The following is a 20,193-nucleotide window of genomic DNA, read 5'->3' on the forward strand; positions in this document are numbered from 1 at the left end:
GGGTGATGGCCGGGCGGCGGGGGCGGGTCGTACGTGCTGCGTCGTACGTCGTACGCCGTACGCAAAACGCCAAACGCGAAACGCAGGACGCAAAACGCAAGACGCAAGACGCAAAACGCAAGACGCAAGACGCAAAACGCAAGACGCCAAACGCGAGACGCAGGACGCCTGGTTCCCCCCTTAGCAAGGGGGGCTAGGGGGGATATTCCTTCCCCGCCGGCGGGGAGGGTTGGGGTGCCTTTCACCACGAGCCACAGGCCACGAGCCTATTGCTGAGGGCTGATAGCTGACGGCTTATCTCATCCCCCTGCTGGTGATGAGCCTCGTCCAAAGTGTATATTCGCGTCAGCAAGCGGCCTCGAGGTCCGTGGGTCGCGAGCGAGGAGGGAGATAGGGTTATGAGAACGCGTTGGCTGCTCGCGCTGGTTGCCCTGCTCCTGGGGTTGGGGACCACCACCGCCCAGGAGAAGAAGCTCAAAGCCTGTTTCATCTACGTCGGACCGATTGGGGACGTGGGATGGACCTTCGCCCACAACGAGGCCCGGCTGGCCGCCGAGAAGGCCATCCCGGGGCTGGAGACCAAGTACGTCGAGTCGGTGCCGGAGGGCCAGGCCATGCCGGTCATCGACCGCCTGGTGGCCGACGGCTGTAACGTGATCTTCACGACCAGCTTCGGCTTCATGGACCAGACCCTCGAGGCCGCCAAGAAGTACCCCGACGTGATCTTCGCCCACGCCTCCGGCTTCAAGCGTGCCCCCAACATGGCCACCTACATGGCCGACTTCTACCAGGTCTACTACCTCAACGGCCTGATGGCCGGCGCCCTCACCAAGAGCGGCAAGGTGGGCTACGTGGGCGCCTTCCCCATCCCCGAGCTCAAGCGCCACATCTCGGCCTTCGCCCTGGGCGTGCGGGCGGTGAACCCCAAGGCCACCGTCAACGTCAAGTGGATCAACGCCTGGTTCGACCCCGCCAAGGCCCGCGAAGCCGCCGAGGCCCTCATCGCCGAAGGCAACGACGTGCTGGCCTTCACCGAAGACACCGCCACCGTGGTCCAGACCGCGGCCAAGAAGAAGATCCCCAGCTTCAGCCACTACAACTCCATGTACAAGTACGCCCCCGACTACGTGGTCTCGGGCCAGATCGTGCACTGGGAGAAGATCTACATCGACTTCCTCAAGAAGGTGCAAAGCGGCACCTACACCAACAAGAACCTGCAGAACGTGGACTACTGGTGGCTGCTGCGCGAGGGCGCGGTCTCGCTGGGCGCCCAGACCGGCATGCCCATCAACCCCAAGTTCGTGCCCGCGCTCAAGGCCGCCAAGATGACCGTGAACGGCAAGCAGGTTTCGGTGTACGACCGGGTGATGGAACTCCTGAAGAACATGTCGAGCGCCAAGCCCACCTTCGACCCCTTCACCGGCCCCATCAAGGACCGCTACGGCGTGCTGCGGGTGCCGGCGGGCAAGACCATGACCGTCGCCGAACTCAACAGCATGCAGTGGATGGCCCCCGGCGTGGTGGGCCAGGTCGCCGACGAGCCCAAGCAGTAGCGCCGGGCATAGGCTCCACGGCTGCAGAAAAGCGTGTAGGGCGCCCCTCGAGGGGCGCCCTGGTTTTCGGCCGCGGAGGGCTGGCTATCGCATGAAGGCTCGAGCCAGGCCGAAGAGGAGCACCCCGGCCGTGACGAACGGCCACAGGCTCACGGGCAGCGAGCCGAACCCCCGGATCTCGAGAGTGCTCTGCAGGGCGCCGACGAACATCCCCCACAGCAGGGCGGAGAGCAGCGCCATGAAGGCCTTGTAGGCTCGCATGCCGGTACGATTGTAAAGCTTGCTTTTGGGCAGCGGCGGGGGAACACCCAGGCGAGGACGAACGGGAATGCCGCGTATCCCCCGGGTCGTATGGCTCAGAGCGGTTCCCACGAGTACCCCGCACGGCCGGGTTGGCGGTGCGGGGTAAACCACCCCGGTCCCGGAGGGCGTTCGTGGGAAACGCGGTCAGTTCGGCCGCACCACCAGCCAGGCCCCCGCCAGCAGCAGGCCCAGACCCAAGACCTTGCCCAGGTCGAGGGGCTTGACGGCGATGCCGAACCAGCCGAACTGGTCGGCCAGGGTGGCCGCGAGGAGCTGGGCCGCGACCAGCAGCACCGTGGTGGCGCCCGCCCCGATGCGCGGGACCGCGTAGCCGATGGCGGCGACCACGACCAGGCCCAGCACCCCGGCCAGCAGGGTGTACCAGGGGACCGCCGCCAGCTGCCCCAGCTTGCCCCCGCCGCGCAACAGCAGCAGCGGCAGGACCGAGGCGACGGCACCGCCGATGTGCACGATGAAGATGGCCTCGAGCGTCCCCAGCCGGCTGCTGAGGATGCCCAGCATGGGCGACTGCAGCCCCACCGCGATCCCCGCTGCCAACACCGACAAGGCGATGAACACCAGCGACTCCACGCCCCCGAGTCTACCGGGCTGTCCCGGGCCCACCGTGCCATAGGGCACTGGACGCTGGCAACCTGTGTGTAATAAACTTTGACTCGGTTCAAGTTTTCAGGAGGACTATCCGCCATGCAGATCCGAAAAGTTGGTGTGGTTGGGGCCGGGACGATGGGCGCAGGCATCGCAGCGCTGGCTGCTTCGGCGGGCGTGCCCGTGGTGCTGCTCGACATCCCCGGCAAGGAAGACCGCCTCGAGTTCGCCAAGAAGGGCCTCGAGCGCCAGCTCAAGGCCCGCCCGGCCGCCTTCATGGACAAGGCCCGGGCCGACCTCATCCAGCTCGGCAACACCGAGGACGACCTCAAGCTGCTGGCCGACTGCGACTGGATCGTGGAGGCCATCATCGAGAAGGTCGAACCCAAGCGCGAGCTCTACGCCCGCCTGGAAGCCGTCGCGCCCAAGGCCATCGTGGCCTCCAACACCTCGAGCATCCCCATGAGCATCCTGCTCGAGGGCCGCGGCGAGGGCTTCCGCAAGCGCTTTTTGGGCACCCACTTCTTCAACCCCCCGCGCTACTTGCACCTCCTCGAGCTCATCCCCACCCCCGACACCGACCCCCAGGTGCTCGAGGCCGTCGCCCGCTTCGGCGAGCGCATCCTGGGCAAGGGCATCGTCGTCGCCAAGGACGCGCCGGGCTTCGTCGCCAACCGGCTGGGCGTGATGGGCATGATCCAGGCCATCCGCATCATGCAGGAGTTCGGCCTGACCATCGACGAAGTGGACTCCCTCACCGGCCCCATGCTGGGCCGCCCCAACTCGGCTACCTTCCGCACCGCCGACCTCACCGGCCTCGACGTGCTCAAGCTCGTCTCTGCCGAGCTCGCCCACAACACCGGCGAGGACTTCGCCCTGCCCGAGTGGGTGGGCGGGCTCATCGAGAAGGGGGCGCTGGGCGAGAAGAGCGGGGCCGGGTTCTACAAGAAGGTGGGCAAGGACATCCTCACCCTCGACTACGCCACCGGCGAGTACGTCCCGCAGCAGAAGCTGCGCACCCCCGAGCTCGGCGCGCTCAAGGACGCGCCGCTGCACGACAAGCTGCGCGGGCTGCTCAAGCTGCCGGGCAAGCACGGCGAGTTCATGCGCAAGCTCTTCGCCGTGACCGCGCACTACACCCTGCAGACCGCCGAGAAGATCGCCTACGACATCGTGGCGGTGGACCACGCGCTCGAGTGGGGCTTCGGCTGGAGCGAGGGCCCGTTCAAGAACATGGACGCGGTGGGCCTCGAGACCGTGCGCGAGCTCTTCCGCGAGCACGGCCTCGCTGAGCCCGAACTGCTGAAGAAGGCCCAGGGGAGCTTCTACAAGAACGGCTCCTACCTGGGCTTCGACGGCCAGTACCACCCCATCCCCAAGCGGGAGGGCGTGGTCAAGCTCGCCGAGGTGAGGGCGGCGGGGAAGGTGCTGCTGGAGGGCAAGGAGACCGCCCTGCTCGACCTGGGCGACGGCGTGGCCCTCTTCGAGAACCGCGCCAAGATGGGCACGCTGGGCGAGGGGGTCATCCGCGACCTGCACAAGGCGATGGACTGGGTGGAGTCCCACGGCTACAACGGCTTAGTGCTCTCCCACGAAGACCCCCGCACCTACTCCGCCGGGGCCAACCTCGCGCTGGTGCTGATGGCGGCGCAGGAGGGCGACTGGGACACCATGGCCCTCGCCACCCACCAGTTCCAGCAGACCGCCATGCGCCTGCGCCGCTCGCCCTTCCCGGTCGTCTCGGCCCCCTTCGGCCTGACGCTGGGCGGCGGGGCCGAGTTCAGCCTGCACTCCGACCTCATCCAGGCCCACGCCGAGCTGTACATGGGCCTCGTCGAGGTGGGCGTGGGCCTGATCCCGGCGGGCGGGGGCACCAAGGAGATGCTCTTCCGCTTCACCAAGGAGCTCTCGGCCTACGGCCCCGAGACCGACCTCTTCGAGGCGGTGCGCCGCGCCTTCCAGATGATCGCCCTGGCCCAGACCTCCACCAGCGCCCTCGAGGCGCGCAACATGGGCTTCCTGCGCCCCCAGGACCGCATCAGCATGAACCGCGACCGCCTCATCGCCGACGCCAAGCAGCGCGTGCTCGACCTCGCCCCCGACTACGTGCCCCAGGTGCCGCTGAAGGTCCGGGCCCTGGGCGCCGAGGGCATCGGCAACCTGCGCTACGCGCTGTGGCAGTTCCAGGAGGCCGGGCAGGCCTCCGAGCACGACGCCCGCATCGGCGCCGAGCTGGCCTACGTGCTGTGCGGCGGCGACGGCCCGGCCCGCGAGGTGAGCGAGCAGGACATCCTCGACCTCGAGCGCGAGGCCTTCCTCAAGCTGCTGGGCACCCGCAAGACCCAAGAGCGCATCGCGCACACCCTCAAGACCGGGAAGCCGCTGCGCAACTGAGCTGACCGTATGCGGCACTTCGTGGCCCTCGGCGACAGCTTCACCGAAGGAGTGGGCGACCCGGTGGAGGGAATCCCCCTGCGCTCCGCCCCCGGCTGGCTGGCCGGGTGGATGCAGGCGGCCAGCCCCGGCCTGCGCTACACTAACCTCGCCAGCCGGGGGCTGCGCGCCGGGGAAATCCGCGCGCAGCAGCTCCAGCGCGGGCTCAGCCTGGGGCCCGACTTCGTGAGCGTCGTCGCGGGGGCCAACGACTGCCTGAAGGGGCCCTTCAGCGCCGAGCGCCTGAGGGCCGAGCTCAACCTGATGCTGGGGGCCTTCCAGAGCGTGGGGGCGCGGCTCTTCACCGCCACCTTGCCCAACTTCACGCTGCGCCTCGAGCTCCCGGGTGGCGTGCGCGAGCGCGTCGGGCGTAACCTCGAGGCCGCCAACCACATCATCCATGACCTCGCCGGGCGCTACGATGCGATCTTCTTCGACTTCTGGGAGAGCGAACTGGACAAAAACCCAGCCCTTTGGAGCGAAGACGGGGTGCACCCCAACGCCAGGGGCTACCTCGAGATCGCCCGGCAGGTGGCGCCGGTGCTCGAGCGGCACGGCGTCGCGGTGCGGGTGCCGGCGGCGCAGGGGGAGGGGAGATGACCACGGCTTTCCCTAAGGCCAAGGCCGAGTCCTGGCGCACCCGCGTCTGGCGCTGGGGCTTCAACCTGTTCCCGGCTTACCGGGGCACCGGCGGGCGCGTGACCTACATCGCCCCCGACTGGAAGGAGGTCCACGTGGCGCTTCCGCTCAACTGGCGCACGCGCAACTACGTAGGGACCATCTTCGGCGGGAGCCTTTACGGCGCCATTGACCCCATCTACATGCTCATGCTCATCCACACCTTGGGCCCGGGATACATCGTGTGGGACAAGGCGGCCACCATCCGCTTCCGCAAGCCGGGCAAGGCCACGCTCTACGCCCGCTTCGGGCTCAGCGACGAGGAGTTAGGGGCCATCCGGACCCTCACCGCCCAGCACCCCTCCGTAGACCGGGTCTACCCGGTGGAGCTGGTGGACAAAAACGGCGTGGTTCACGCGAGCTTCGAGAAAACCCTCTACATCCGCCGGAAGGGTGTTGCGTCATAGTTGGTAAAGCTTGAACCGAGTATAAAGGAGTCGAGATGAAAGAAGCGGTAATCGTCAGTGCGGTTCGTAGCGCGGTCGGGCGCGGCAAGAGCGACGGCTCGCTCGCCAGCGTCCACCCCATCGACCTCTCCGCGACCGTGATGAAGGCGGCGCTCGAGAAGGCCGGGGTGGGCCCGGAGGTCGTCGAGGACGTGCAGTGGGGCTGTGCCATGCCCGAGGCCAGCCAGGGGCTCAACATCGCCCGGCTCTCGCTGCTGCGGGCGGGCTTCCCGGTGGAGGTCACGGGCGCGACCATCAACCGCTTCTGCGCCTCGGGCCTGCAGAGCGTGGCGTACGGGGCGCAGGCCATCCTCTCGGGCGTCAACGACGTGGTGCTGGCCGGGGGCGTGGAGATGATGAGCCAGGTGCCCATGTCGGGCTACCACACCCAGCTCCACCCCGAGATGGCCGAGGCCTACATCGGCATGGGCTTCACCGCCGAGCGGGTGGCCGAGCGCTGGGGCGTGAGCCGCGAGGACCAGGACGCCTGGGCCTACGGCTCGCACCAGAAGGCGCTCAAGGCGCAGGCCGAGGGCAAGTTCGACGACGAGATCGAGCCCGTGGCGGTGCGGAAGGTGAGCTGGAAGGGCAGCAAGAAGCACGTCGAGGAGGTGCGCTTCGCCAAGGACGAGATCCCGCGGGCCGACACCAGCCTCGAGCGCCTCGCCAAGCTCAAGCCCGCCTTCAAGGAGGGCGGCACCGTGACCGCGGGCAACGCCTCGCCCTACTCCGACGGGGCCGCCGCGGTGCTGCTGATGAGCCGCGGGAAGGCCGACGAGCTCGGCCTCAAGCCGCTGGCCCGCTTCGTGAGCTTCGCCACCGGGGGCGTAGACCCCGACGTCATGGGCGTGGGGCCGATCAAGGCCGTGCCCAAGGCGCTGGCTAAGGCCGGCGTCAAGCTCGAGGACATCAAGCTCATCGAGTTCAACGAGGCCTTCGCCGCGCAGGTGCTGGCGGTGATGCGCGAGCTGGAGATGAACCCCGAGATCGTCAACGTCAACGGCGGGGCCATCGCGCTGGGCCACCCGCTGGGCGCGACCGGGGCCAAGCTCACCACCCAGCTCGTCCACGAGCTCGGGCGGCGCGGCGGCGGGCTCGGCCTGGTCACCATGTGCATCGGCGGCGGGATGGGGGCCGCGGGGGTGCTCGAGGTCTACCCGAGGGGCTGATTGCTTATAGCCGATAGCTGATAGCCGAGACGGTCTTTGGCTATCAGCTATTCGCTTTAAGCTATCGCCGGGCTATGGAAGTCCAGATTTTCGGGCTGATACCGGATTCAAAAAGATAGTCACCCAATCCAAAGACTTCCAGAGGCTATCTTTTTGAATCCCAGAGCACTCCCTTCGGTCGGGTTAGTCCGGCGCCGAACGGCGCCGGACTAACCGAATCTGGTATGAAGGGCTCGAGCGCGACCCGGGCCGCCGAGCGCTTCTTCAAAGAGCGCCGCGTCAAGGTTCACTTCGTGGACCTGTCCCAGCGCCCCATGAGCAAGGGCGAGATCGGGCGATTCGTGCAGGAGTTCGGGCTCGAGGCCCTGATCGACACCCAGACCAAGGCCTACCGCGACAGCCACCTCGAGTACCTCCGCGTGACCGAGGAGGGGCTGCTCGAGAAGATCGCCGCCGAGCCCCGGCTGCTCAAGCTGCCCCCGGTGCGCAGCGGCAACCTGCTGAGCGTGGGGCAGGCCGAGGCGGAGTGGAAAAAGTGGGTGTCAGGGACGTGAGCACGGGCCGTGCTCGGTGCCCCTGCGTTGCTCACCCGTTGCTTACGCGCGTCGCCTAACCTGAAGCTGGAGGCCGGAAGGCTTTATCCCCGGACGAGACGCGCCGTACCCGGTGACCCGGCTCTGCTTGCTGTTGGTAGTAGCTCTGCTTGCTGTTGGTAGTAGCTCTGCTTGCTGTTGGTAGTAGCTCTGCTTGCTGTTGGTAGTAGCTCTGCTTGCTGTTGGTGGCGAGCTTAGCTCGCGGTCAAGACAAGACGACGCACCCCGGAAGGAGTGTGCCTTGTGGCTTGGATTTTGCTGGTGATCGCAGGGTTGTTGGAGGTGGCCTGGGCCATCGGGCTCAAGTACACCGAGGGCTTCACCCGGCCCGTGCCGAGCGTGCTCACGGGCGCGGCCATCGTGGGCAGCATGTACCTGCTGTCGGTGGCGGCCCGGACCATCCCCATCGGGACCGCCTACGCGGTGTGGGTGGGCATCGGGGCGCTGGGGGCGGCGGTGCTGGGCGTGCTGCTGTTCAAGGAGCCCCTGTCGCTGGCTCGAGGCCTCTTCCTGGCGATGCTGCTGGCCTCGATCATCGGGCTCAAGCTGACGAGCGGGGAGTCGCAGTGAGGCGAACCCCTGGCGTACACTGAAATTCATGGCTTCCCCGCGGGTGCGCGGCTACGCCCTGGCCCTGCTGCTGTGGCTGGGCCTCGGGCTGGCGCTGTGCGTGCTCTGGGGGGACTCCGCCGCCGGGCGGGTCCGGGCGGCCTTCGAGCAGGACGTGCGCATCCTGCACCGGGTGCTCTCACAGCGGGCCGAGCAGCACGACGCGGTGCTGGCGGGGTTGGTGGCCCTCGAGCGAGCCGGCGTGGGCACGCCGACGCTGGCGAGCTTCGCCGAGTCCATGCGCGCGCAGTACCCGCAGGTCGCGGCGCTCGAGCGCTGCACCGGGACGGCGCTGGTGGGCTGTGCCCTGCTGGCGGGCGTAGGCTTCGACCCGCCGGACAGGCTGCAGGAGACGGTGCTCGAGGCGCTGGGGCAGGCCTCCGCGGCCCGTCGCCGGGTGTTGAGCTCGGCCGTGCCGGTCTTCGCGCTGGTCGAGTCGGACGGGGGGGAGACGGCCTTCGTGCTGTGGATCGACGCGGCGCGCTTCGCCGCCCTGAGCGAGTTCACGCAGCCCGACTCGAGCTTCAGCCTGTCCGGGGCAGGCGGGGGCGGGGTCTTTTACCGCCTCGAGCCGCGCCGTTCGCCCTCGGCGCTCGAGGCCGGCCTGCTGCCGCGCTTCAGCCTGCAGAAGCCGCTGGGCAGCGCCAGCCAGCCCTTCGGGCTCGAGGCCGCCCGCCAGCTCCGCTTCGCCGACCTGCCGCTGGGCGGGATGGCCGTGCTGCTGGCGGCGGGCGCGGTGCTCGCCCTGCTGCTGACGCGCTTCCTCTTCGGGGTGCGGCAGGCACGGCTCGAGCGGCAGGCCGCCGAGCAGGCCCTGCAACGGGAGCGCGCGCGGGCCGAGGGCACGGTCAGGGCGGTGAGCGACGCGCTGCTGACCTGGGACTTAGGGGGCAGGGTCACGCTGGCGAACCCGGCGGCGGGGGCCCTGCTGGGCTTCGAGGCGGCCTCGCTGGTGGGGCGTCCCCTGGCCCAGGTGCTGCGCTTGCAGGCCACGCTCGGCCAGCAGCCGCTCTCGGACTACCTGGGCTCCTTCCGGCGTGACCCCGTCCCCACCGAACTGCCCGAGGGGACCACCCTCCTCGACGCGCGGGGGCAGGCCCGGCTGGTGGAGGGCAGCCTCTCGCCCCTCACCGACGAGCAGGGCCGGGTGGCGGGCGGGGTGCTGACCCTGCGCGACCTGGGGCCCTTCCGCAAGCGCATGCTCGAGGCCCTCGAGCACAGCGAGCGCCGGCTGCGCGAGCACGAGGCCCTGCTGGCCCACGCCGGGCGCATGGGCACGCTGAGCGAGATCGCCGCGGGCATCGCCCACGAGCTCAACCAGCCCCTGACCGCCATCCTCAGCCACGCCCAGGCCTCGCTGCGGCTGCTGGAGGAGGAGGACGCCGACCTCGAGCGGGTGCGGCGCTCGCTGCAGTCCAGCGCCGACCAGGCCCGCCGGGCCGCGCAGATCCTCGAGCGCCTGCGGGCCCACGTGGCGCGGCAGCCCTTGCGGCGCGAGCCGGTGGACCTGCGGCAGGTGGTGGAGAACGTGCGGGTCCTGACCGAGCACGAGCTGCGCGAGCGGGGCGTGCGGCTGGAGACCGAGCTGGGCGGCGAGGGGCTGGAGGTGCTGGGCGACGCCATCCAGATCGAGCAGGTGCTGCACAACCTCCTGCGCAACGCCCTCGAGGCCCTGGGCGGCGTGGAGCCCGAGCGGCGGCGGGTGCGGGTGCGGGCCTGGCGGGAGGGGCGGGAGGTGCGGCTGGAGGTGCGCGACTATGGCCCCGGCATCGCCCCGGAGGTGTTGCCCCAGCTCTTCAACCCCTTCGTCAGCGGCAAGGCCGGGGGGATGGGCCTGGGGCTATCGCTCTCGCAGACGCTGGCGCAGGGCATGGGGGGCGCGCTCGAGGGCGGCAACGCCCCCGGCGGCGGGGCCTGCTTCACCCTTAGGCTGCCCGCGCGAATCGCGGAGGAGCATGTCCGGCCCTAGCCCCGCCCTCAGGCACTCGCCGGTGGTCTACCTCGTGGACGACGACGAGGCCGTGCGCGAGGCGCTGGCCCTGCTGATCGGGACCATCGGGCTCGAGGTGCAGGCCTTCGCCTCCCCGGCGGCCTTCCTCGAGGCCTTCGACCCCGAGGCCATCGGCTGCGTGGTGCTCGACGTGCGGATGCCGGGCATGAGCGGCCTGCAGTTGCAGGAGATGTTGCGCGAGCGCGGCGTGGACCTGCCGGTGGTGATCGTGACCGGCCACGGCGACGTGAACCTGGCCCGGCGGGCCTTCGTCGCGGGGGCGGTGGAGTTCTTGCCCAAGCCCCTCGACGAGCAGACCCTCCTCGAGACCCTGCAGCGCGCGGTGCGGGCCCACATCCACTCGCGCCAGCGCCAGGAGGGGGGCCGCGAGGCCCGCGAGCGCCTGACCCGGCTCAGCCCGCGCGAGCTCGAGGTGCTGCGCCTGATGGTCGAGGGCTACACCAACAAGCAGATCGCCCGGCGGCTCGAGGTCTCCCCGCGCACCGTCGAGACCCACCGCGCCCACCTGATGGAGAAGCTCGAGGTCGAGTCGCTGGCCGGGCTGGTGCGGCTGTACTTGCGGGGGCTCGAGGGGCATCCGTAAAACTACGCACCCTGCCCCGCAGTGGCCCGAATTCCGCTGCCGGACGGCTCCGGCGTAGCATGCGTGCAGTTCAGCGGATTGCTGACGAACGGAGAACGCCATGACCAAACTCGCCCGCTTCAGCCTCGCCGGCCTCACCGCCCTCGGCCTCGCCCTGGCCCAAGGGGTGCTCACCGAGCGCAACCTTTCCGTAGCCCTGGCCGAAGAAGCCGCGCTCGCCGCCATGCAGAAGTGCCAGGCCGACGGCTACCGCGTCTCGGTGGTGGTGCTCGACCGGGGCGGCGCCTTCAAGGCCGGCCTGCGCAACGACGGGGCCGGGCTGCACACCTTCGACACCGCCTGGAAGAAGGCCTATACCTCCGCCAGCGTCCGCGTCCCCACCAGCACCTTCGCCCAGCGCGTCCAGACCGCCCCCGGCCTCGCCAGCATCAGCGGCGTGATCGCCCTGGGCGGCGGCCTGCCCGTCAGCGTGGGCAACGAGGTCATCGGGGCCATCGGCGTGGGCGGGGCCCCCAGCGGCGAGGCCGACGAGGCGTGCGCCAAGGCGGGCCTCGACAAGATCGCCGACCGCCTGAGGTGAGCCTGAAGCCGGGGTCGCGCTCGAGGCCTGCCCTCGAGCTCAGGAGAACCCAATGACCATCAAGCGCTGGCAACTGATCCCGACGGTCCTGGCCCTGCTGCTGGTCTCCGGCAGCCTGGGCCAGACGCCCGCCAAACCCATGAATTCCGCTTCCCTGGACCCCGAGATCATCGAAGCCGCGGCCCGGGGCGACCTCGCGGAGGTGCAGGACCTGCTCCGGCGCGGGGCCAACGTCAACGCCCGCGACGCCACCCGTCGCACCGCCCTCACCGCCGCTGCCCGGGGCGACCACGTGGCGGTGGCCCGGGCCCTCATCGCCGCCGGGGCCGACCCCGACCTCCAGGACTCCAACCGCAACAACGCCCTCCTGGTGAGCGGGGAGACCGGCAGCGTGGCGATGCTGCGCGAGGTGCTCAGGGCCAACCCCGACCTGACCCGCACCAACCGCTTCGGCGGCACCGCGCTGATCCCGGCCGCCCACCGGGGCCACGTCGAGTACGTGCGCGAGATCCTCAAGACCAAGATCGACGTGGACCACGTCAACAACCTGGGCTGGACCGCGTTGCTCGAGGCCATCATCCTCGGCGAGGGCGGGGCGCGGCACACCGAGATCGTGCGCCTGCTCATCGCCGCCGGGGCCGACGTCAACTTAGCCGACCGCGAGGGCGTGACGCCCCTGGCCCACGCCAAGCGGCGCGGCTACGCCGCCATCGCCCGGCTGCTCGAGCGGGCCGGGGCCCGCTAGGGGAGGGCTGCCGTGCGCCGATGGTTCCTGACCGTGCTGATGGCCCTGGCGGGCCTGGCCCTCGCCCAGGTTCCCCCCTCGCAGGCCGAGCTCGAGGGCTACACCGGCCTGCTGGCCGCCGCCGCCAAGGGCGACGTGGCCCGCATCGAAGGCCTGCTCGAGGGCGGGGCCAGCCCGGAGGTGCGCGACCGCGCCGGGCGCACCCCGCTGCTCGTGGCCGCCCACCTGGGCCAGCACGCGGCGGCCCGGGCCCTGCTGCGCGGGGGCGCCGACCCCAACGCCCTCGACAACCAGCGCTACGACCTCATCACCATCGCCGCCGTGCGCAACGACGCCCAGATGATCCGCGTCGGCCTGGCCGGGGGCGCGAGCGCCCGGAACGTCACCAGCCCCTACGACGGCACCGCCCTCATCGCCGCGGCCCACCTGGGCCACGTGGAGGCGGTGCGGGTGCTGCTGGAGGCCAAGGCCCCGCTCGACCACGTCAACAACCTCGGCTGGACCGCGCTGCTCGAGGCGATCATCCTGGGCGACGGCGGGCCCCGCCACACCGAGGTGGTGCGGCTGCTGCTGGAGGCCGGGGCCAACCCCAACCTCGCCGACCGGGGCGGGGTGACGCCCTTGCAGCACGCCCGGCAGCGCGGCTACGCGGGGATGGTGCGGCTGCTCGAGCGGGCCGGGGCCCGCCGCTGACCCATCCCGCTTCCTCGACCTCCACCGGGTGGTTTGACTTCGGCCTTTGCCCTGGTATAAACTTTGACTCGGTATAAGTTTCCCGGAGGTACAGGCATGATCGCAGATCGCAAACTGGCGAAAAAAGGCGGCGGCTGGCTGCTGGAGAAGCCCGAGGGCATCTTCACCCCCGAAGACTTCGACGACGTGACGCGCGAGATCATCAAGACCACCCGCACCTTCGTCGAGCGCGAGTACCAGCCCGTAGCCGAGCGCCTCGAGCACGGCGAGCTCGAGCTCAACGTCCCCCTGATGCGCAAGGCCGGGGAGCAGGGCCTGCTGGGCATCGAGGTGCCCGAGGAGTACGGCGGCCTCGACCTCCCCAAGACCATCTCCACCGTGGTGGCCGAGGAGCTCTCGCCCACCGGCGGCTTCAGCGTGACCTACGGCGCCCACACCTCCATCGGCACCCTGCCCCTGGTCTACTTCGGCACCCCCGAGCAGAAGGCCAAGTACCTCCCCAAGCTGGCCTCGGGCGAGTGGGTCGCCGCCTACTGCCTCACCGAGCCCGGCAACGGCTCCGACGCCCTGGCCGCCAAGACCAAGGCGGTGCTCAGCGAGGACGGCAAGCACTACGTCCTCAACGGCACCAAGATGTGGATCTCCAACGCCGGCTTCGCCCACCTGTTCACTGTGTTCGCCAAGATCGACGGCGAGAAGTTCACTGCCTTCTTGGTCGAGCGCGACACGCCGGGCCTGTCCTTCGGCGGTGAAGAGAAGAAGATGGGCATCAAGGCCAGCAGCACCCGCATGGTGATCCTCGAAGACGTAAAGGTGCCCGTCGAGAACGTGCTGGGCACCATCGGCAAGGGCCACCAGATCGCCTTCAACGTGCTCAACGTGGGCCGCTACAAGCTGGGCGCGGGGGCCATCGGCGGGGCCAAGCACGCCCTGGCGCTGTCGGCCAAGTACGCCAAGGAGCGCGTGGCCTTCGGCAAGCCCATCGCCCACTTCGGCCTCATCCAGCACAAGCTCGCCGAGATGGCTACCCGTATCTTCGCCGGGGAGAGCGCCACCTACCGCACCGTGGGCCTCATCGACGAGGCCTTGCAGGGCAAGAGCGGCACCGAGGCGGTGCTCGCGGGCATCGAGGAGTACGCCATCGAGGCCAGCATCATCAAGGTGCTGGGCTCGGAGGTGCTCGACTACTGCGTGGACGAGGGCGTGCAGATCCACGGCGGCTACGGCTACAGCGCCGAGTACCCCATCGAGCAGGCCTACCGCGACAGCCGCATCAACCGCATCTTCGAGGGCACCAACGAGATCAACCGCCTGCTCATCCCCGGCATGCTGCTGCGCCGGGCCATGAAGGGCGAGCTGCCGCTGGTGGACGCGGCCATGAACCTCCAGAAGGAACTCCTCGAGCCCTCCTTCGACCAGCCCGACGACCTCGAGCTCGCCCAGATCGAAAACCTCAAGAAGCTGGCGCTCATGACGAGCGGCCTGGCGGCCCTGAAGTACGCCACCAGGCTCGAGGAGGAGCAGGAGATCCTGGCCGTCGCCGCCGACGCCCTCATCGACATCTACGCCGCCGAGTCCATGCTGCTGCGCTCGCGCCGCCTGGGCGGCGGGGTCTGGGCCGACATGACCACCCTCTACCTCTACCAGGCCCTCGACCGCGCCCAGTCTGCCGCCCTCGGCGTGCTGCCCCGCCTGGCCGAAGGCGACGAGATGCGCGTGATGGCCTCCGCCGTGCGCCGCCTGACCAAGCACGAGCCCGCCGACCTCGTGGACCTGCGCCGCCGCATCGCCCAGAAGGTGCTCGAGGCCGAGGGTTACCCGCAGCCGAAAGCCTGAGGCCAGTCGTTCGTAGCCGGCGATGCCTCGTCTGTCGCTCGAGGCCGAGGGTTACCCGCAGCCCAGGGCTTGACCCTCGATGCGGCAAATGCCCCCGCAGAATCGCGGGGGTTTTGTATTTTGGGGCATGTCCATCAAGCACGGTACAGCCGGAAAGACTTTGCGCAACAAGCTTATTGCCTTAGCGGTGATTCTCCTCGTCGTCGGGCTCGGGGGATACCTCCTCATCCGGGTGCTCGTGCCTTTCCTTGCCCCGGCGGCCCCGCTGGTGGCCCTGCTCCTCGTCCTGCGGGTACTCAGCAGCAAAGAGATGACCAAGGCCGTCCGGGCCGTGGGCAAGGGCTACGTAGGGGAGGTCACGGTCGGCAGGAGCCTCGAGCGACTCCCCACCGGCTGGCGCGTCTTTCACGACCTGGACTTGGGCGGGGAGAACGTGGACCATTTAGTGATCGGACCCGCCGGGGCGTTCAACGTGGAGGTCAAGAACTACAGCGGCAAGGTGATCGCGACGCCCAAGGGGTTGTACAACAAGGGCAGACGCCAGGACGAGGTGGTCAAGCAGGCCTGGAGGCAGTCCCACAAGCTCAAGGAGATTCTGGGGGCAGAAGTAAAGCCGATCCTGGTGTTCGTGAGCGATCAGCTCGAGGGGGGCCAAGTCGGAAAACTCCCGGTCAAACGCCCTGAGGAGCTGACGCCCTATCTCTCGAGCCTGCCGAAGGTCTGGGAGTATGGCGACTTCATCGCCGCGGTCAGAAAGGCCGAGGGGTTGGTCAGGTGATGGCCCGGTAAATCTCCTCGAGCCCCACGCTGAGCTCGAGGCAGGGCAACTCGAGGACGTCGCTGCCCTCGAGGGTTTCGTAGCGCCAGGTGCCGTCCTCCAGGCGGCGGTAAACCTCGACCAGCTTCTGGTCTTGAGAAACCAAGACGTAGGCCTTGAGGCTGGGGATGGTCTTGTAGTTGTGCAGTTTCTCGCCCCGGTCGATGGCTTCCGTCGATTCTGACAATACCTCGATAACCCAGCAGGGTAATTGCTTGAACCGAGCCCTGCCGTCTGATTCTTCACAGGTGAGGAACAGGTCGGGGTAATAACCTTTCCCGCCGGGTGTCTGTACGATCATGTCGTCGATGAATAGCTCGCACCCGGAGGCCTCCGCGGCGTCGTAGGTCAAGCGGAGGAGCCGGCTGCAGATGCGGTTGCGATCTGCGGTTCCGCCTGCCATGGCGAATCGATAGCCGTCCACGAGCTCATGACGCACCTGTGATCGCGTTTCCAGCTCGAGGTATTCCTCGAAAAAGTGGCTTGCCCGACGGGGTTCTGGCGGGCCATGGCTCGAGTATACAGGCGGCAGCGGTTGCTTAGACTGGTGAGCATGAGCAAAGTCGCCATCGTCGGTGCCGGTCTGGTCGGGGCTACCACCGCTCACACCCTGGCGTTGCGGGGGTCGTGCGAGGAGATCGTGCTGCTGGACGTGGACCGGGACAAGGCCCAGGCCCAGGCGGCCGACGTGGCCGCCGCCGCCACGCTCGACCGGGGGGTGCGGGTCTACAGCGGGAGCTACGCCCAGGTCAAAGGCGCCGGCGTGGTGGTGCTGGCGGCGGGCCTGCGCCAGAAGGGGGGCCTGAGCCGCGCGGAGCTGATCAGCAGCAACACGCTGATCTACCGCGAGGCGATCCCGCAGGTGCTCGAGGCCGCCCCCGGCGCGGTGCTCTTGGTGGCGACCCAGCCGGTGGACTCCATGACCGAGTACGTCTACCGGCTGCTGGAGGGCCGCGACGTGAGCCGGGTGCTGGGGGTGGGGACGGTGCTCGAGACCATGCAGCTGCGGGCGGCGGTGGCCGCGCACCTGGGGGTCTCGCCCGAGCACGTCAACGGCTACGTCGTGGGCGAGGAGGGCGACTCGGCGCTGGTGGTGTGGTCGAACCTCAACGTGGCCGGGCTGCCCATCACCGAGTTCGCCGCCCAGCGCGGGGTGCCCTGGACCGCGCGCGACCAGTCCGCCATCACCGACCGGGTGCAGCGCTCCAACCGGCGGGTGGTGGAGGGTAAGGGGGCCATCTCCTACGGCGTGGGGGCCGCCATCGCCCGCGTGGTCGAGGCCATCCTCTACGGCGCGAACGTCGTGCTGACCGTCAGCTCGCGCAACGCCGAGTTCGGGGTCGCCCTGTCCCTGCCGTGCATCGTGGGGGCGAGCGGGGTGGTGGAAACCCTGGACCTGCCCTACTCGCGGGAGGAGCGCTTCAAGCTCGAGGTGCTGTGCAACAGCCTGAGGAACACCCTCGAGCACATCTAGCGAAGCTTACCCGTCCCCCTCAGCGCTCCTCCAGGACGCCCTGCCGCAGCAGCGCGGGCACGACGGGCTCGCCCACCCGCAGCAGGGCGTAGCTGCCCAGCCGGCGGGCGGTGAGCTTGAGCTTGCGCAGGTGGGCCTCGAGGGCGCTCTGGTAGGCGGCGACCTCGGCGGGGCCGGCCTCGAGGCGCTCCCCGGTCTCCACGTCGCGCAGCAGGGCCTCGGCGGGGGCGGGGGAGAGCTCCTGGGGGGCCAGGACCTGCACCAGCACCACGTGCTTGAGCTTGCCCAGCAGCCGCACCCAGTCGAGCTCGTCGAGCCCGTCGGTGATCAGCACGGTCGCGCCCTTGGGCCGGGGGACGGCGAGGGCGGCCTTAGGCCCCTCCGCCACCGCCCGGGCCTGGCCCCGGTAGCGCCCCTGGCCCCACAGGAAAGCGCCCTCCGACTTCGAGAGCTCCGCCAGCAGGTGCAGCACGCGCTCGGCGTAAGGGGCCTTGCCGAAGAGGGCCATGCTGGGCGAGCCGTCGAGCAGGAAGGTGAAGCGGGCGGGGACCTCGGCCTGGAAGACGCGGGTGTAAAGCCGCCCGGTGCGCCCGTAGGCCCGCCAGTCGATGAAACGGGGCTCATCGCCGGGGGCGTAGCCGCGCAGCTCGTAGAACTCGAGGCCCCGCCCCGGCCTGGGCTGGGTGCGCTCGCCCGCGTAGGGCTGGGTGGGGCGCGTGCGGATGCGGTAGCGGGTCATTGGAGGTCGTGCGTCCTACGTCAGGGTGCCTCGGCGCATAGCGTACGGAGTAGGGCATTCACTTCGGCATCGTCCTGCGCAACAAGTCCTGCAGCACGGCCTCTACGGTGACGCCCTCGAACTGGGCCTCCTCGGTCAGCAGCAGGCGGTGCGCGAGGGCGGGGCGCATGGCCTGGCGCAGGTCCTCCCAGTCGAGGTGGGCCCGGCCCGCCAGGTAGGCCAGGGCGCGGGCCAGCGCCAGCCAGGCCTTGGCCCCGCGGGGGGAGAGCGGCATGCGCAGGCGCTTGTCCTCCAGCGCCAGTTGGCCGGCGTTGGCGATGGCCTCGAGCGCGGGCTGGCTCACCACGACCTGCTCGAGCTCGCGGCGGGCCTGGGGCAGGTCGAGGCCCTCCACCGCCTTCGGCTGGGCGGGCTCCTCGCTCAGGATGCGCAGCCAGACCGCGCGGGGCGGCGCCTGTACGGCGATCTTGCTCATGAAGCGGTCGAGCTGGGCCTCGGGGAGGGGGTAGGTGCCCTCGAGCTCGAGCGGGTTCTGCGTGGCGAGCACCACGAAGGGCTCGGGCAGCGCGTAGCGCACCCCGGCCACCGTGACCCCGCGCTCCTGCATGGCCTCCAGCAGCGCCGACTGGGTCTTGGGGGTGGCGCGGTTGATCTCGTCGGCCAGCACCACCTGGGCGAAGAGCGGCCCGGGGCGGAAGACGAACCCGCCGTCCTCGAGCACCTCGGTGCCGGTGACGTCGGCGGGCAGCAGGTCGGGGGTGAACTGGATGCGGCGGTAGGAGAGCCCCGAGGCCTCGGCGAAGGCCCGGGCGAGCAGGGTCTTGCCCAGGCCGGGGAGGCCCTCGAGCAGGGCGTGCCCCCCGGCGACGGCCGTAGCCAGGAGCTCGCGGATCACGCGCTCCTGCCCGAAGAGCACGCTGGAGAGGGAGGCCTCGAGCGCTCTGAGTGCTTGGCGGGGTTGGCTCACAGACCGCACTATAAAGGAATTGCAATTCGGTGGAATCACGCTAAAGTATTGCCTTGGAGGTGCGGTTGTATGAAACGATTCGCAATATTCATGGCCTTAGGCGCGCTGTTGCTGGTCGGGCTGGCGGTGGCGCAGTACCGCTTCCAGAACACCGGCCGGATCGACCGGGTCCTCACGCTGACCAGCCAGCAATTGGGCTTGGCTGACGCCGAGGGGAGTTATCCGCTGGCGGTGTTTATTGATAAGCTGGACCGCAAGGACGCGAGCCGCAGCTACTCGCGGAAGCTGTCGAAGGGCCTGGTCTACACCATCGAGGTCATCGGGGAGGGGGGTAAGGGCATTACCGACGCCGACCTGTACGTGCGCGACTCGAAGGGTTGGGTCAGCGTACGCGACACGGAACTCTCGAACATCGCGAGGGTGGTGATCATGCCCAAGGCCGACGACACGTATACTTTCACGGCCTCGGCAGCCGCCTTCGGCTCCGCCCAGGACGGCTTCTTCTCGCTGGTGATCTCGGCGGCGGCCAGGTAGGAGGTAAAAACGCTCGCTCACACGCGCCCGACCAATTTCTACGCGGAAGCCCTGCGCCAGCCCCAGCCGGTGCTCGCGCCCATGGCCGGCTACACCGACGCGCCTTTCCGCAAGCTGGCCCTCGAGCACGGCGCGGGCTGGGTGGTGAGCGAGATGGTGCTGGCGCGGGGCTTCCTGGCCGGGGAGCGCCGCTCGCTCGAGCTGGGCGCCCCCTACCCCGGCGAGGAACGGCTGGTGCTCCAGCTTTTCGGCCACGAGCCCGACGTTCTGCGCGACGCGGCGGCCAAGGCCGAGGCCGAGTTCGGCCCCGTCGCCCTCGACCTCAACATGGGCTGCCCGGCCCCCAAGATGGCGGGCCGGGGCGGGGCCTGCCTGCTCCAGACGCCCGAGCTGGCTTTCGCGCTGGTGCGGGCCATGCGCCAGGGCACGAGCCTCCCGGTGAGCGCCAAGATCCGGCTGGGCTGGGACCACGACCAGAGCCTCGAGATCGCCCAGGGGCTCGAGGCCGCCGGGGCCAGCCTGATCACGGTTCACGGGCGCACCAGCCAGCAGCGCTACGGCGGCGAGGCCGACTGGGAGGCCATCGCCCGCGTGGCCCAGGCGGTGCGCGTGCCGGTCGTCGGCAGCGGCGACGTGAGTACGCCCGAGCAGTACTTCGAGCGCCTGAAGCTGGGGGTGGCCGGGGTGATGATCGGGCGGGGCGCGGTGGGCAACCCCTGGATCTTCGCGCGGATCCGGCAGGGCGGCTCGGCGGCGGGGCCGGCCCTCGAGGAGCGCGTTCACACCGCCCTGCGCCACGCCCGGCTGAACGCCCAGTGGTACGG

22 protein-coding genes are annotated in these 20,193 nt (G+C 69.6%); 17 read left to right on the forward strand and 5 right to left on the reverse strand.

What is annotated here, in order from left to right; genetic code table 11:
• Nucleotides 1–398 precede the first annotated feature (398 nt).
• Nucleotides 399–1,553, forward strand: coding sequence for a BMP family ABC transporter substrate-binding protein (locus Mterra_RS08345; RefSeq protein WP_119314777.1), 1,155 nt, complete (start codon nucleotides 399–401; stop codon nucleotides 1,551–1,553).
• Nucleotides 1,554–1,637: 84 nt separating this feature from the next.
• Here the strand turns inward: Mterra_RS08345 and Mterra_RS22255 are convergent, their stop codons facing one another.
• Both Mterra_RS22255 and Mterra_RS08350 read right to left on the reverse strand, forming a co-directional pair.
• Nucleotides 1,638–1,814: a hypothetical protein gene (locus tag Mterra_RS22255; RefSeq protein WP_170159601.1), complete on the reverse strand. Its 177-nt coding sequence runs from the start codon at nucleotides 1,812–1,814 to the stop codon at nucleotides 1,638–1,640.
• A gap of 186 nt (nucleotides 1,815–2,000) precedes the next feature.
• Nucleotides 2,001–2,447 carry a DMT family transporter gene (locus Mterra_RS08350; RefSeq protein ID WP_170159602.1) on the reverse strand — a complete coding sequence of 149 codons (447 nt, stop codon included), beginning with the start codon at nucleotides 2,445–2,447 and terminating at the stop codon, nucleotides 2,001–2,003.
• A gap of 114 nt (nucleotides 2,448–2,561) precedes the next feature.
• On the opposite strand from Mterra_RS08350, the gene Mterra_RS08355 reads away from it, so the two are divergent.
• The 13 genes from Mterra_RS08355 (at nucleotide 2,562) to Mterra_RS08415 (ending at nucleotide 15,616) form a co-directional block, all read left to right on the forward strand.
• Nucleotides 2,562–4,856 (forward strand): 3-hydroxyacyl-CoA dehydrogenase/enoyl-CoA hydratase family protein, encoded by a 2,295-nt coding sequence (locus Mterra_RS08355; RefSeq protein ID WP_119314779.1) that lies wholly within the window; start codon nucleotides 2,562–2,564, stop codon nucleotides 4,854–4,856.
• 9 nt (nucleotides 4,857–4,865) lie between these two features.
• Nucleotides 4,866–5,495, forward strand: a complete 630-nt coding sequence (locus Mterra_RS08360; RefSeq protein WP_119314780.1) for an SGNH/GDSL hydrolase family protein — start codon at nucleotides 4,866–4,868, stop codon at nucleotides 5,493–5,495.
• Nucleotides 5,492–5,980: a DUF4442 domain-containing protein gene (locus Mterra_RS08365; RefSeq protein ID WP_119314781.1), complete on the forward strand. Its 489-nt coding sequence runs from the start codon at nucleotides 5,492–5,494 to the stop codon at nucleotides 5,978–5,980. The genes Mterra_RS08360 and Mterra_RS08365 overlap by 4 nt, the downstream gene beginning before the upstream one ends.
• A 35-nt stretch (nucleotides 5,981–6,015) precedes the next feature.
• A complete protein-coding gene (locus Mterra_RS08370; RefSeq protein ID WP_119314782.1) occupies nucleotides 6,016–7,188 on the forward strand; it encodes a thiolase family protein in 1,173 nt (390 codons plus the stop codon).
• A gap of 224 nt (nucleotides 7,189–7,412) precedes the next feature.
• The gene (locus tag Mterra_RS08375) at nucleotides 7,413–7,742 is read left to right on the forward strand and encodes an ArsC/Spx/MgsR family protein (RefSeq protein ID WP_119314783.1); all 330 of its coding nucleotides are present in this window, start codon (nucleotides 7,413–7,415) and stop codon (nucleotides 7,740–7,742) included.
• A 282-nt stretch (nucleotides 7,743–8,024) separates the two neighbouring features.
• Nucleotides 8,025–8,351 carry a quaternary ammonium compound efflux SMR transporter SugE gene (sugE, locus tag Mterra_RS08380; protein ID WP_027892771.1) on the forward strand — a complete coding sequence of 109 codons (327 nt, stop codon included), beginning with the start codon at nucleotides 8,025–8,027 and terminating at the stop codon, nucleotides 8,349–8,351.
• Nucleotides 8,352–8,379: 28 nt separating this feature from the next.
• Nucleotides 8,380–10,359, forward strand: coding sequence for a two-component system sensor histidine kinase NtrB (locus tag Mterra_RS08385; protein ID WP_119314784.1), 1,980 nt, complete (start codon nucleotides 8,380–8,382; stop codon nucleotides 10,357–10,359).
• Entirely contained in the window at nucleotides 10,346–10,984 is a 639-nt protein-coding gene (locus Mterra_RS08390) for a response regulator transcription factor (protein ID WP_119314785.1), read from the forward strand. The genes Mterra_RS08385 and Mterra_RS08390 overlap by 14 nt, the downstream gene beginning before the upstream one ends.
• 100 nt (nucleotides 10,985–11,084) lie before the next feature.
• Nucleotides 11,085–11,564: a GlcG/HbpS family heme-binding protein gene (locus tag Mterra_RS08395; protein ID WP_119314786.1), complete on the forward strand. Its 480-nt coding sequence runs from the start codon at nucleotides 11,085–11,087 to the stop codon at nucleotides 11,562–11,564.
• 52 nt (nucleotides 11,565–11,616) lie between these two features.
• Entirely contained in the window at nucleotides 11,617–12,309 is a 693-nt protein-coding gene (locus tag Mterra_RS08400) for an ankyrin repeat domain-containing protein (RefSeq protein WP_218022908.1), read from the forward strand.
• A gap of 12 nt (nucleotides 12,310–12,321) precedes the next feature.
• Entirely contained in the window at nucleotides 12,322–13,002 is a 681-nt protein-coding gene (locus Mterra_RS08405) for an ankyrin repeat domain-containing protein (RefSeq protein WP_218022909.1), read from the forward strand.
• 96 nt (nucleotides 13,003–13,098) lie between these two features.
• On the forward strand, nucleotides 13,099–14,838 hold the full coding sequence (locus Mterra_RS08410) for an acyl-CoA dehydrogenase family protein (RefSeq protein WP_119314787.1): 1,740 nt from the start codon (nucleotides 13,099–13,101) through the stop codon (nucleotides 14,836–14,838).
• Between the two features lie 127 nt (nucleotides 14,839–14,965).
• Entirely contained in the window at nucleotides 14,966–15,616 is a 651-nt protein-coding gene (locus Mterra_RS08415) for a nuclease-related domain-containing protein (protein WP_119314788.1), read from the forward strand.
• On the opposite strand, the gene Mterra_RS08420 is transcribed toward Mterra_RS08415, so the two are convergent.
• The gene (locus tag Mterra_RS08420; RefSeq protein ID WP_338025076.1) at nucleotides 15,609–16,262 is read right to left on the reverse strand and encodes a Uma2 family endonuclease; all 654 of its coding nucleotides are present in this window, start codon (nucleotides 16,260–16,262) and stop codon (nucleotides 15,609–15,611) included. The genes Mterra_RS08415 and Mterra_RS08420 overlap by 8 nt on opposite strands.
• Here Mterra_RS08420 and Mterra_RS08425 point away from each other — a divergent pair.
• Complete coding sequence (locus Mterra_RS08425) at nucleotides 16,209–17,129, forward strand: lactate/malate family dehydrogenase (protein ID WP_170159603.1); 921 nt, start codon at nucleotides 16,209–16,211, stop codon at nucleotides 17,127–17,129. The genes Mterra_RS08420 and Mterra_RS08425 overlap by 54 nt on opposite strands.
• Before the next feature lie 19 nt (nucleotides 17,130–17,148).
• Here Mterra_RS08425 and Mterra_RS08430 read toward each other — a convergent pair whose 3' ends face one another.
• Nucleotides 17,149–17,868, reverse strand: a complete 720-nt coding sequence (locus Mterra_RS08430) for a DUF58 domain-containing protein (RefSeq protein ID WP_119314790.1) — start codon at nucleotides 17,866–17,868, stop codon at nucleotides 17,149–17,151.
• A gap of 58 nt (nucleotides 17,869–17,926) precedes the next feature.
• Complete coding sequence (locus Mterra_RS08435; protein ID WP_245971572.1) at nucleotides 17,927–18,835, reverse strand: AAA family ATPase; 909 nt, start codon at nucleotides 18,833–18,835, stop codon at nucleotides 17,927–17,929.
• A 69-nt stretch (nucleotides 18,836–18,904) separates the two neighbouring features.
• Here Mterra_RS08435 and Mterra_RS08440 point away from each other — a divergent pair, with 69 nt between their 5' ends.
• Together Mterra_RS08440 and Mterra_RS08445 are read left to right on the forward strand one after the other, a co-directional pair.
• Nucleotides 18,905–19,369 (forward strand): hypothetical protein, encoded by a 465-nt coding sequence (locus Mterra_RS08440; RefSeq protein WP_119314791.1) that lies wholly within the window; start codon nucleotides 18,905–18,907, stop codon nucleotides 19,367–19,369.
• Nucleotides 19,370–19,438: 69 nt separating this feature from the next.
• A partial coding sequence (locus tag Mterra_RS08445; RefSeq protein ID WP_245971573.1) for a tRNA dihydrouridine synthase occupies nucleotides 19,439–20,193 on the forward strand: 755 nt, incomplete at its 3' end.

It is taken from the genome of Calidithermus terrae (assembly GCF_003574345.1).
Lineage (GTDB): Bacteria > Deinococcota > Deinococci > Deinococcales > Thermaceae > Calidithermus > Calidithermus chliarophilus.

Coding starts and splice junctions, on each gene's coding strand:
- Mterra_RS08345 (WP_119314777.1), top strand. CDS start 399: ATGAGAACGCGTTGGCTGCTCGCGCTGGTTGCCCTGCTCCTGGGGTTG.
- Mterra_RS08355 (WP_119314779.1), top strand. CDS start 2,562: ATGCAGATCCGAAAAGTTGGTGTGGTTGGGGCCGGGACGATGGGCGCA.
- Mterra_RS08440 (WP_119314791.1), top strand. CDS start 18,905: ATGAAACGATTCGCAATATTCATGGCCTTAGGCGCGCTGTTGCTGGTC.
- Mterra_RS08375 (WP_119314783.1), top strand. CDS start 7,413: ATGAAGGGCTCGAGCGCGACCCGGGCCGCCGAGCGCTTCTTCAAAGAG.
- Mterra_RS08365 (WP_119314781.1), top strand. CDS start 5,492: ATGACCACGGCTTTCCCTAAGGCCAAGGCCGAGTCCTGGCGCACCCGC.
- Mterra_RS08410 (WP_119314787.1), top strand. CDS start 13,099: ATGATCGCAGATCGCAAACTGGCGAAAAAAGGCGGCGGCTGGCTGCTG.
- Mterra_RS08395 (WP_119314786.1), top strand. CDS start 11,085: ATGACCAAACTCGCCCGCTTCAGCCTCGCCGGCCTCACCGCCCTCGGC.
- Mterra_RS08425 (WP_170159603.1), top strand. CDS start 16,209: ATGAGCAAAGTCGCCATCGTCGGTGCCGGTCTGGTCGGGGCTACCACC.
- Mterra_RS08400 (WP_218022908.1), top strand. CDS start 11,617: ATGACCATCAAGCGCTGGCAACTGATCCCGACGGTCCTGGCCCTGCTG.
- Mterra_RS08360 (WP_119314780.1), top strand. CDS start 4,866: ATGCGGCACTTCGTGGCCCTCGGCGACAGCTTCACCGAAGGAGTGGGC.
- Mterra_RS08385 (WP_119314784.1), top strand. CDS start 8,380: ATGGCTTCCCCGCGGGTGCGCGGCTACGCCCTGGCCCTGCTGCTGTGG.
- Mterra_RS08370 (WP_119314782.1), top strand. CDS start 6,016: ATGAAAGAAGCGGTAATCGTCAGTGCGGTTCGTAGCGCGGTCGGGCGC.
- Mterra_RS08430 (WP_119314790.1), bottom strand. CDS start 17,868: ATGACCCGCTACCGCATCCGCACGCGCCCCACCCAGCCCTACGCGGGC.
- Mterra_RS22255 (WP_170159601.1), bottom strand. CDS start 1,814: ATGCGAGCCTACAAGGCCTTCATGGCGCTGCTCTCCGCCCTGCTGTGG.
- Mterra_RS08390 (WP_119314785.1), top strand. CDS start 10,346: ATGTCCGGCCCTAGCCCCGCCCTCAGGCACTCGCCGGTGGTCTACCTC.
- Mterra_RS08415 (WP_119314788.1), top strand. CDS start 14,966: ATGTCCATCAAGCACGGTACAGCCGGAAAGACTTTGCGCAACAAGCTT.